This window comes from Fischerella sp. (assembly GCF_013388695.1).
Taxonomy (GTDB): domain Bacteria; phylum Cyanobacteriota; class Cyanobacteriia; order Cyanobacteriales; family Nostocaceae; genus PCC9605.
Genome location: NZ_JACAEU010000172.1, coordinates 1 through 10,614 on the forward strand (window position 1 = coordinate 1; position 10,614 = coordinate 10,614).

8 protein-coding genes and 2 pseudogenes are annotated in these 10,614 nt (G+C 41.0%); 4 read left to right on the forward strand and 6 right to left on the reverse strand.

Annotated features, from left to right (window positions below; all coding sequences use genetic code 11):
• Nucleotides 1–169 precede the first annotated feature (169 nt).
• A complete protein-coding gene (locus tag HXY43_RS23920) occupies nt 170–1,837 on the reverse strand; it encodes a tetratricopeptide repeat protein (RefSeq protein ID WP_290888812.1) in 1,668 nt (555 codons plus the stop codon).
• Nucleotides 1,838–2,517: 680 nt separating this feature from the next.
• Between HXY43_RS23920 and HXY43_RS23925 the strand changes: the two genes are divergently transcribed.
• The 3 genes from HXY43_RS23925 (at nt 2,518) to HXY43_RS23935 (ending at nt 6,455) form a co-directional block, all read left to right on the forward strand.
• The gene (locus HXY43_RS23925) at nt 2,518–2,781 is read left to right on the forward strand and encodes a hypothetical protein (protein ID WP_290888820.1); all 264 of its coding nucleotides are present in this window, start codon (nt 2,518–2,520) and stop codon (nt 2,779–2,781) included.
• Nucleotides 2,782–3,342: 561 nt separating this feature from the next.
• Nucleotides 3,343–4,710, forward strand: coding sequence for an NAD-dependent succinate-semialdehyde dehydrogenase (locus HXY43_RS23930; RefSeq protein ID WP_290888814.1), 1,368 nt, complete (start codon nt 3,343–3,345; stop codon nt 4,708–4,710).
• Between the two features lie 101 nt (nt 4,711–4,811).
• A complete protein-coding gene (locus tag HXY43_RS23935; RefSeq protein WP_026732037.1) occupies nt 4,812–6,455 on the forward strand; it encodes an acetolactate synthase large subunit in 1,644 nt (547 codons plus the stop codon).
• Nucleotides 6,456–6,678: 223 nt separating this feature from the next.
• On the opposite strand, the gene HXY43_RS23940 is transcribed toward HXY43_RS23935, so the two are convergent.
• From HXY43_RS23940 to HXY43_RS27005, 5 genes and pseudogenes are all read right to left on the reverse strand, one after another.
• A complete protein-coding gene (locus HXY43_RS23940; RefSeq protein ID WP_290888816.1) occupies nt 6,679–6,879 on the reverse strand; it encodes a hypothetical protein in 201 nt (66 codons plus the stop codon).
• A gap of 90 nt (nt 6,880–6,969) precedes the next feature.
• The gene (locus HXY43_RS23945) at nt 6,970–7,548 is read right to left on the reverse strand and encodes a YqhA family protein (protein ID WP_290888817.1); all 579 of its coding nucleotides are present in this window, start codon (nt 7,546–7,548) and stop codon (nt 6,970–6,972) included.
• A gap of 1,085 nt (nt 7,549–8,633) precedes the next feature.
• Nucleotides 8,634–9,806, reverse strand: a complete 1,173-nt coding sequence (moeB, locus tag HXY43_RS23950; protein WP_290888818.1) for a molybdopterin-synthase adenylyltransferase MoeB — start codon at nt 9,804–9,806, stop codon at nt 8,634–8,636.
• 78 nt (nt 9,807–9,884) lie between these two features.
• Nucleotides 9,885–10,343, reverse strand: a complete 459-nt coding sequence (locus tag HXY43_RS23955; RefSeq protein ID WP_290888819.1) for a M67 family metallopeptidase — start codon at nt 10,341–10,343, stop codon at nt 9,885–9,887.
• A gap of 63 nt (nt 10,344–10,406) precedes the next feature.
• Nucleotides 10,407–10,508: pseudogene (locus HXY43_RS27005) on the reverse strand (diversity-generating retroelement protein bAvd family protein); the annotation flags it as partial.
• On the opposite strand from HXY43_RS27005, the pseudogene HXY43_RS23960 reads away from it, so the two are divergent.
• Nucleotides 10,494–10,614 (forward strand): annotated as a pseudogene (locus HXY43_RS23960) (ISKra4 family transposase); the annotation flags it as partial. The pseudogenes HXY43_RS27005 and HXY43_RS23960 sit on opposite strands and share 15 nt — an antisense overlap.

The window sequence follows — 10,614 nt, forward strand, 5'->3', positions numbered from 1 at the left end:
CTTGCCCTCGAGCGCAGCGTAGACGACCGCAAGGGCGGCTTCCCGTAGGGTAGGGACACAAAGAGGAAAATAGTCTTCTCTACTAAGATTTGGGTTCGTTTTTTACCCACCTTGACAGGGCTACTACTAACCACTAACCACTAACCACTAACTACTAACCACTAACTATTTAAAAATTTAAATCATCTAAAGATTCTTCGATTTCTAAATCTAAAACTCTTTCGCGTGCTTTTTTATATTCTGCTATATTACCTTCTTTGCGATAGAGATCTGTGGCTTTTTGAAAATCCTCGATCGCTCCTTGCTTGTCTCCTAAACAATAACGAGTGTTACCACGATTGAAATAAGCATCAGCATCATTATAATTAATCTTAATAGTTTCTGTATAATCAGCAATTGCTCCTTCGTAATCTCCTAGATCGTGACGAGCATTACCACGGTTGTAATAAGCATCAGAGTCGTTAGGATTAATTTTTATTGCCTGGGTATAATCTGTAATTGCTCCCTCGTAATCTCCCAAGCTTGAGCGAAAATTACCGCGGTTTTTATAAGCATCAGCATCATTAGAGCTAATCTCAATCTCCTGAAAGGATATTTCAATCGCTCCTTGATAGTCTCCTATTTGAGGATGAGAATGAGTGCGTTTGGAATTTTTATAATCACTATTGGGATAAATCTTGATTGCTTGAGCGTAATCTTCAATTGCTCCTTGATTATCTCCTATATAATAACGAATATTAGCACGGTTTTTGTACGCGACGGCATCATTAGGAGCAATTCTAATTGCCTGAGTATAATCCGCAATTGCACCCTCGTAGTCTCCAATTTGATAACGTGCTAAACCACTTTTGTTATAAGCTTTGGCGTGGTTTGGATTGATTGAAATTGCCTGAGTATAATCGGCGATCGCACCATCATAATCTCCTAGCTGATAACGCGCTAAACCACGTTTGTAATATGTATCAGAGTCCTGAGGTTGAAGTTGCAATGCCTGATTATAATTAATAATGGCAGCATCATACTCTCCTTTCTGGCTGCATTCATCACCAAGTTTTCTGTAAACTATATTTAACTCTTCACTCTGAGCATGTACAGCTTCATTTTTTCCAGCCTGAAAAGAGGATTTTATCAATTGATTTTGGGGTGGTTGATAGACTAGATTGAGCTTTGGTTTATGTTTATCTTGATACTTATCAATGATGATATTTTTTTCATTAGATGAATTGTAATTTGTAGAAGATTGTAATTGTTCTAAATAACATCGCAAACCACCACCGTATAGTAATTGCTCTATCCCAAATGAAATTCTACCAGTTCTAAGCTTAATCATTTGAGTTGGGAGAAAGCCTGCTAAGAAGAGGTGATATTCTGATTGTGCTTCATTCACTTCTTCTTGAATCAAGATGCAGACTACAACTGCATTTTTTTCCACTTCCTCTGAACTAATAGACCATCTGACTTTATCAATGCTACCGTAACGAGATTTTACTTCGATACCAATTGATGGATCGCAAGTCAACGTAAAATCTATTTTGCCATCTCCACCAAATCGCTTTTCATAATCTACTTCCGTAATCAAATCAGCTAAACGTTCTTTAACAACTTCCTCTCCTAATTTTCCTTTCAGATAGTTGATAAAAACATCACGGACTGGCGAAACGCGCTTATATTTTTCTGCCATCTGCCAGCAAAATTCCCTGAGTGCCTTTAATCTTTCTCCAGAGATTATAGTTATTTCACTATAATGACCTTCTGTTTGACAGTGCAGCAGACAACCAGTTGTTAACCTTTTGATGAAGTCAGATTGAAGCGATCGCAGTACGGTTATCCAGTCCATTTATGTTTCTGCGAATCCTTTGCTCAGATTTTTTTATCTAAGATATCAAAATCTGCGTCCCATTTTCACTAATAGCGATGCAGCTACCTTTATTTTTATGACAATAAAAAAGTGTAAACATATTGTTTGGGCAAAAACTTATAGGCTGTAACGCCTTAAAATTGCATAATTGCTCGTGAGGGTCGTCATTAGTCATTAGTCATTGGTCATTGTGTAAGCGCAACAGCTTAGCAGTCCTATGCCAAAGGTGCGAAACAATAGTTTACAAAACTTATATAAATTTACTACTTAAGGCAGATGCTATTTTAAACTTTCTGGTAATAAGTGGCGTTAATGTCTCAAAAAAGCGATCGCCTACTGACCCAATGGATGATGAAAAGTGATGATAAACAGAACTATTATTGCCGAGACCAAAACCAAGGAAGCTGAAAAAGGGCGATCGCAGTCAATACATCCGGAAATTCTATTGGAAAACCATTGGAAAACCATACTTTAATTTTGATCGGATCAAGTCAAGCTCAACTGTGTATTCACTGATACGAATTAGTTTAAATTTAACTGATTCTTTAAGCAGATGACAGCTGACATGGAAATTATTTAATATATAAGTTTAATAGTTAATCAAAACATCAATATTTGAATATTAGGAGAATATTGATGTTATTAATATAAGGAGAATCATAGTGCAGTCCGAACAAAAAAATTTTAACAATTTCCTCTACCCTCGCAGTCGCTATCACGGTAACGTAAGACCAGAGTGCTTAGTATTTAATGCCAACCTCCAAGAATTTGCTCAAAAAGTTAGCTACATTACTAATTTAGAGACGGCTGGCAAGCTGTCTTCTGAAGAAGCCTATAATCAAATCCATGCGCTCTGGAAGCAGTTGAAGCGTAGTAAAAAAGAACTGGGTATTGGCAACAAACCTTCACCAGAAGTAACATAATTTTACTGTTTATTTATAGTTAAATAAATAAGCAATAAATTTTATGTTCATTATACCCAAAAAAGTTTCCTACTCAACTTGCATAAAGCAATCTGAATTATGTTTGAGTCTACAAAAAATCGGTCTCAGTTTCTTAGCACTGATTTAGTATTGCTGATCTGACATTGTAGACATTCCCTAAGCCTCCAAATAGAAGATTTGATATCTGTAAACAAATAATATATGGCTGTGGGCAGCAGTGAGTCAGAGAATTTTAGGAATTAAGATTTAGGCTTTAGATGAGCGTAGCGTAGTGCTGAGATGTTTGAGAAATTCCTCGCACATCAGCACCAAAAAACTTTGTCCATAGGTAATTAACATCCAACCATTAAGCACCTAAAAACTATTAATCAATATAATTACTGAATAATTCGTATCTTTTGTTGCATTTATTTTGCAAAAAATTAACATTTGCAAAACAAACCTTGGCTAAAAGTCTAAAATTTTGATGGTAGCTTCCACTATGGATACGGGTAAAAGTTAGAATGCTACCTCAAGTTACTGTTTACGGGAGGTCAGGCAATGCCTATCGCCACTATTAATCCCGCCACAGGGGAGTTGCTCAAAAACTTTGAGCCACATAATGATACAGAAATTGGCGCCAAACTGGATTTGGCGCAACAGGCTTTTGAAAAGTACCGCATGACGAGTTTTCCAGAGCGATCGCGCTGGATGGAAAAAGCTGCTGATATCTTAGAACAAGAAAAGGCGGACTTTGCCAAGTTGATGACCCTGGAAATGGGCAAGACTTACAAAAGTGCGATCGCCGAAGTGGAAAAATGCGCTTGGGTTTGTCGCTACTACGCCGAACACGCCGCTGAATTTCTGGCTGATGTCTACGTAGAAACCGATGCAACAAAAAGTTTTGTCAAATATCAACCATTGGGTATAGTTCTCGCGGTGATGCCGTGGAATTTCCCCTTTTGGCAAGTATTCCGGTTTGTAGCACCCGCACTCATGGCGGGAAACGTCGGCTTACTCAAACACGCCTCTAATGTGCCGCAGTGTGCTTTAGCAATTGAAGACATTATCCAGAGAGCGGGTTTCCCTGAAGGTGTTTTTCAAACCTTGTTAATACCTGGTGCCAAAGTCGCCGATTTAATTAGCGATGAGCGCATCAAAGCTGCTACCTTGACAGGAAGCGAACCAGCAGGCATATCTCTTGCTACGGCATGTGGTAAACAAATTAAGAAGACAGTTCTAGAATTGGGTGGCAGTGACCCGTTTATTGTGTTAGAAAGTGCTGACTTAGAAACAGCAGTTGCAGTTGCGACTACAGCGCGGATGTTGAATAACGGTCAATCATGTATAGCAGCAAAACGCTTCATCATCCAAGAAGCGATCGCAGACAAATTTGAAAAGCTGCTATTAGAAAAATACCATGCGCTGAAAATAGGCGATCCCATGCAACCGGAAACCGATATCGGGCCACTGGCAACTCCAGATATTCTCCAAGATTTAGACCAACAAGTGCAAACTAGTGTCAATTCTGGGGGAAAAGTCCTCACAGGTGGAAAGCCTTTAGGAGATCGTCCTGGCAACTTCTATCCGCCGACAATTATTACAGACCTTTCTCCGGATAGTGCGATCGCCAAAGAAGAATTTTTTGGGCCGGTGGCGTTGTTATTCCGCGTACCAAATATTGACGAAGCAATTAAACTAGCAAATGCTACACCCTTTGGCTTGGGTGCAAGCGCTTGGACAACCAATTCTCAACAACAACAGCGTTTAGTCAATGAAATCGAAGCAGGTGCCGTATTTATCAACGGTATGGTCAAATCCGATCCCCGCCTCCCCTTCGGTGGCATTAAACGTTCTGGGTATGGCAGGGAATTGGGTATTCAAGGTATACATGAATTCGTCAATGTTAAGACGGTGTGGGTTAAATAGTTGTTGATTGTTGTTCGTTGTTTGTTGTTTGGAAAAACTAACCACCAACAACCAACAACCAACCACCAACAATTAATTGTTTTCGCTAGTGAGGAAATTAAATGAATACAGCAGAGTTATTAGTACAATGTTTGGAAAATGAAGGGGTGGAATATGTTTTTGGACTCCCTGGCGAAGAAAATCTGCACGTTTTGGAAGCAATAAAACACTCCTCCATTCAATTTATTACTACTCGTCACGAACAGGGTGCGGCATTCATGGCAGATGTCTACGGACGTCTGACAGGAAAAGCAGGAGTTTGTCTTTCAACTCTTGGGCCAGGGGCTACAAATTTAATGACAGGGGTGGCTGATGCTAATCTCGATGGTGCGCCCTTAGTAGCGATTACCGGGCAAGTGGGAACAGATAGAATGCACATCGAATCCCATCAATATCTGGATTTGGTGGCAATGTTTGCCCCGGTGACAAAGTGGAATAAACAGATTGTGCGACCTAGTATTACACCGGAATTGGTGCGGAAAGCGTTTAAGCTAGCACAAAGTGAAAAACCTGGCGCTGTTCATATCGATTTGCCAGAAAATATTGCTGCTATGCCAGTAGAAGGCAAACCCTTGCAAAAGCATAATGTCGAAAAAACTTTTGCTTCTTTTGCGAATATTAGGTCTGCCGCAGCAATAATTTCGCAGGCGACTAATCCAATTATCTTAGTAGGAAATGGTGCCATCCGCGCTCAAGCCAGCGATGCTGTCACTCAATTTGCCACTCAGCTAAATATCCCCGTTGCTAATACATTTATGGGCAAAGGAGTTATTCCTTACACCCATCCTTTAGCATTGTGGGCAGTAGGATTGCAGCAGCGGGATTTCATTACCTGTGGTTTTGATAACACAGACTTAGTAATAGCCATTGGCTATGATTTAATTGAATTTTCCCCGAAAAAATGGAATCCTGATGGCAAGATTCCCATTGTTCATATTGCTGCCACGCCAGCAGAAATAGATAGTAGTTATATTCCCAGTGTGGAAGTAGTAGGTGATATTTCAGATTCTCTTTATGAAATCTTAAAAGTAGCAGACCGCCAGGGTAAACCCAATCCTTATGCTATTAACTTACGGTCAAATATTCGCGCCGACTACGAACAATACGCCAACGATAGCGGGTTTCCAGTCAAGCCTCAAAAAATAATTTATGACTTGCGGCAGATCATGGGCCCAGAAGATATCGTTATTTCTGATGTCGGCGCACATAAAATGTGGATTGCCCGTCACTATCACTGCTATAGTCCCAATACTTGCCTTATTTCTAACGGTTTTGCAGCAATGGGAATTGCCATTCCTGGTGCTTTAGCAGCCAAACTCGTTTATCCCAATCGCAAAGTTGTAGCTGCAACTGGCGATGGCGGTTTTATGATGAACTGCCAGGAATTAGAAACTGCTTTGCGTGTTGGTACAGCCTTTGTCACCTTAATTTTTAATGATGGTGGCTACGGCTTGATTGAATGGAAGCAAGAAAATCAATTTGGCAAAGGTAGATCGTCTTTCGTGCATTTTGGCAATCCTGATTTTGTCAAACTTGCCGAAAGTATGGGCTTAAAAGGCTACCGTGTAGAAGCAGCTACCGATTTGGTTCCTGTGCTGAAAGAAGCCCTAGCTCAAGATGTGCCAGCAGTGATAGATTGCCCTGTAGACTATCGGGAAAATATCCGCTTTACACAAAAAGCGGGTGAGTTGAACTGTGTGGTGTAAAAAGTCAGGAGTGAGGAGTTCAGACAAAGGAGTTGATCTGCACTCCTCACTCAGATTTTTACCTAATTCGCGCAGAAAGCCACCGCCATATCTGACGAGATTAGCGGTGGGAGGATCAATTGCCGAACTTACTATCTATATCAAAAGTTTTGTTTTCCAGTTGAGCATAATTGTAAACTTACTGGCTGGCCAGCATTAATTTTATACTGCCGACGTACCACTATTACTCTTCATGGTGTACTTCTAGTGACTCCTCCTCTAAAACTATTAAAGCCTCATCAAGTCTATCGTTGGTATCTTTAACTAACTTCCAACAACAAGCGATCGCACCTACCCATACTCCTATTGCAGCTATAATTAATTGTTGTTGCGGGAACACCAACATAAATAAACTTCCTGTCAGCACAAACTCCGCAAAAGACATCCAACTGACGGAAAAAGAAACATGGGAATTGATAGCGAGTTTACCAATTCCCTTACCAGAAGAGGATGTTGATCTGATTTTGACGTAAAGTTAATATTTGCCCCCGTTATTGCTAAACTCTACTTCATTTTCATGGATAATGGCGTTTTTTGTTCCGTTACTACCTAAATACTTTTTCATTTTTTCGCTTTTATTTTTTTCGCCCAGAAAATAAGTTAAAGTTGCAATCACCAAGGCAACACTTAATCCAAAGGGCAAGATTTCTCTTCCACTCTCCCACCTTACCGCCTGCCCGAGGAACACAACGCCTAATATCACTACCACGACGCTGGCAAGCTTGCTTTTGAGGTCATCGATGTTACGGATCTCTAACCAGGCTGGTACCTTGATACGACTGTCAATAAAAAGTTCATAGAGTCCTAATCCTGTGATGTAGAGAACTGTCGCCAGGAGAAACAAATCGATGATTTCGATAAACGATAAAACCATCATCTTTGCTTCCTTGCCAGATACATGACCTACGCTTAGAGCATGACCTATCGTAGTGATAGTTTGGGCAGCGCCGTATATTAAGAGTGTAAACCCTGCCAATAATGAACAAATTACAGGAACTAGAATCGATATTCGACAGCCAAGAAAAATTTGCTGAAGCATGGTTTTAAAAAGCATAGCCTTATCCCTTTGCTCTAAGATCCTTGTAATGTGGGAGTTCCAAGAATTGCAACAATTTGTTTCAAATTATTATTTAAAGATAACCGACCAACCGGGGCAAACTGGTGACAAAGTTGCGGTAATTCTGACGTAGGGTTGATGCCAATACGGTTCAGTTAACGCTAGCCGTCACTCAGGCATGATGGGGCTACATCAACAAAGCCTGGCGACAGTAGACTTGGATATTGTGGGCTGATCTGAACCATATCGTTTTCAGCAGGGAACTTTTCTATTCTTGGTGTTCTTAGTTTGTCACCTTCGATCCATAACACTAGGAAGTAGCTAAGTAGAATTTTCTCCCAAAGAATAAACCCCCAGTTTGTGGGGGTTTTTTATTTTGCTAAATAGGTAGGTGGGAATAAAAGTAGTCATGTTAAGAAAATTAAAAATTGCTAAAACCCTTACCAATGACAAATGATAGATGATGACCCTCACGAGTTAACTGTATTTGTGCCGACCTACTTAGAATTCAATACGGTTCAGTTAGCAGAACTTGATTACTGAAGATCCTCCATAACCCTTAGATGTTACTCTCCGCAGATAAAAATCTTTCCTTCGCTTGGAAGCTGCTTCTAGTCTGGGTTTTAGATTTCGTCATCAAAATGAATCTCATTCTGATTACAATTACTCAAAACCTTTCCAGGCAAGCGTTTTAAAATTTTGACTTCGGAGAATTATATAAGAGGGATAATCTCCCTTAGAAAGGCAGGGCTGTTTCATTCGATCAGGTAAGGATTTTGTCAAGAGTACTCGCTGTAAAATTTGCTGAAGTTGGTGAGCGAAAAATCACCGCAAAGACCAGAAAATTTGAGTGCGATCGCCATTTTCTTGTCCAATTAGATTTTTTCATCACCTGATTTTTTTGACTTAGACGCTTGTAAATCAGAGCCTTTTAGGGAATGAAACAGCCCTGCTTTTTAAGGGGGGCTAGGGGGGATCAAAACGTCAACTGATGCGCGAAACATCTTTTTTGTCCCAAGTCCAAAAAACGTAAAGGACACGAAGAAATATTCGTGTCCTTTGTGTCTTTGTGGTTTGTTTTATTAATACTGTGGCACTGATGGATCGATTTCCTTACTCCAGGCGATAATTCCACCCTTCACATTCGTACCGTCAATTCCCGCTTGTTTGAGAATTCCCAAAGCTTTGGCGGAACGCATACCCGACTTGCAATGAACAATCAAGCGATGACCGTTCAACATTTCCTGCACTTTGGTAACACCATTACCATTTTCAATATCTGGTAACGGCACCAACACCGCACCGGGAATCTTCGCAATTTCGTACTCATGCGGATTGCGGACATCCAGCAGCACGAAATCATTAGCGCTGCTATCGAGCAACTGCTTTAATTCCTGTACTGTCATTTCCGAAATTTCCATCTGCTGCTTTGCCTCCTGTGCTTTCGCTTGGGGGATACCGCAGAATTGTTCGTAATCAATCAGCTTCTCAATCACCGGACGTACCGGGTTAGGACGCAACTTCAATTCGCGGAATTTCATTTCTAGGGCATTGTACAGCAGCAAGCGTCCACTTAAAGTTGTACCCTTGCCGATAATGATTTTGACAGTCTCCGTTGCCTGGATGCTGCCAATAATGCCGCATAAAACACCTAGTACGCCACCTTCTGCACAGGAAGGAACCATCCCTGGTGGTGGGGGTTCGGGGTACAAATCCCGGTAATTCGGCCCACCCTCGTAGTTAAATACCGTTGCTTGTCCTTCAAACCGGAAAATAGAACCGTAGACGTTGGGTTTGTTCAACAACACGCAAGCATCGTTAACAAGATACCGGGTGGGGAAATTATCTGTGCCATCGACTATAACATCATAAGGTCTAATAATATCCAGGGCGTTTTCGGAACTGAGACGGGTTTCGTAAAGATCAACCTGACAATAGGGGTTAATCTCCAGAATGCGATTCTTTGCTGATTCAATCTTAGGTTTACCTACCCAAGAAGTGCCATGAATCACTTGGCGTTGCAGGTTGGAACTATCAACAACATCGAAATCAACAATACCGATGCGTCCAATACCCGCCGCCGCTAGATATAAAAGCAATGGCGAACCCAGTCCACCCGTACCGATACACAGTACACTGGCAGCTTTTAGGCGCTTTTGTCCTTCCACACCGACTTCCGGTAAAATCAGGTGGCGGGAGTAGCGTTCGTAATCGTCTTTTGTTAACTGGATGTCATCCAGATTCGGATTCAGCATAGCAGTTTGATGAGGAAGCGCGGACTTTTTATCCTACCCAAAAACGATACCCTTTGTGTCTTTGTGTCTTAGTGGTTTTTAAAGTAACTTTTCAATTGTTTCTGGTTGGAACTGGTGATTTTCGTCCAGACACCAGCTATTGATTTCACCAGCTGTGCCATTTTGCACGGAAACTATCATATAAGAGTATTCCTGCCAAGCACACTGTCGGTCAAATTCTGAGGGAATCGCTGGATAGTCAGGATGGGAGTGATAAATACCAATTATACAGAGAGAGCGGGCTCGTGCTTCTTTTTGAACTGCTAACATAACTTGGGGTGCGATCGCATATCTCCGCCTTCTCCCATCAACTACTTCAACATCAGGAAAATCTGTCGCGGTTTCTGGACTCCAAGCATTTTCTGTGGGCATCATTTCTACTACAGTTTTGCCATCCTCGCTAAGATGACCAAAAATAATACCGCAACACTCTTCAGGGTAGATACTTTCGGCATGGTTGCGGATAGCTTGCAAGTGTTCTGGACTGAGTTGAATCATAATGCAATTGTTATTAGTTGGTTGTTGGTTGTTGGTTGGTAATTATTTCAAACAACTAACCATTTAAAAGTTATGACTCAGCTTGTCAATGAAAGATTCGAGTAATTCTTTGACTTCCACAGTTCTGCTGACTAGGCGATCATAGTCATAAGAGCTGAGAATTTCTGTGCTTACCTTGAAAAACATAGACACCGTATCATCAACTATCAATATTATCAAGCCGAGCAAATTTGTTCGATTGGCTCTGGCGCAATTGAATCTACCGTCAAAC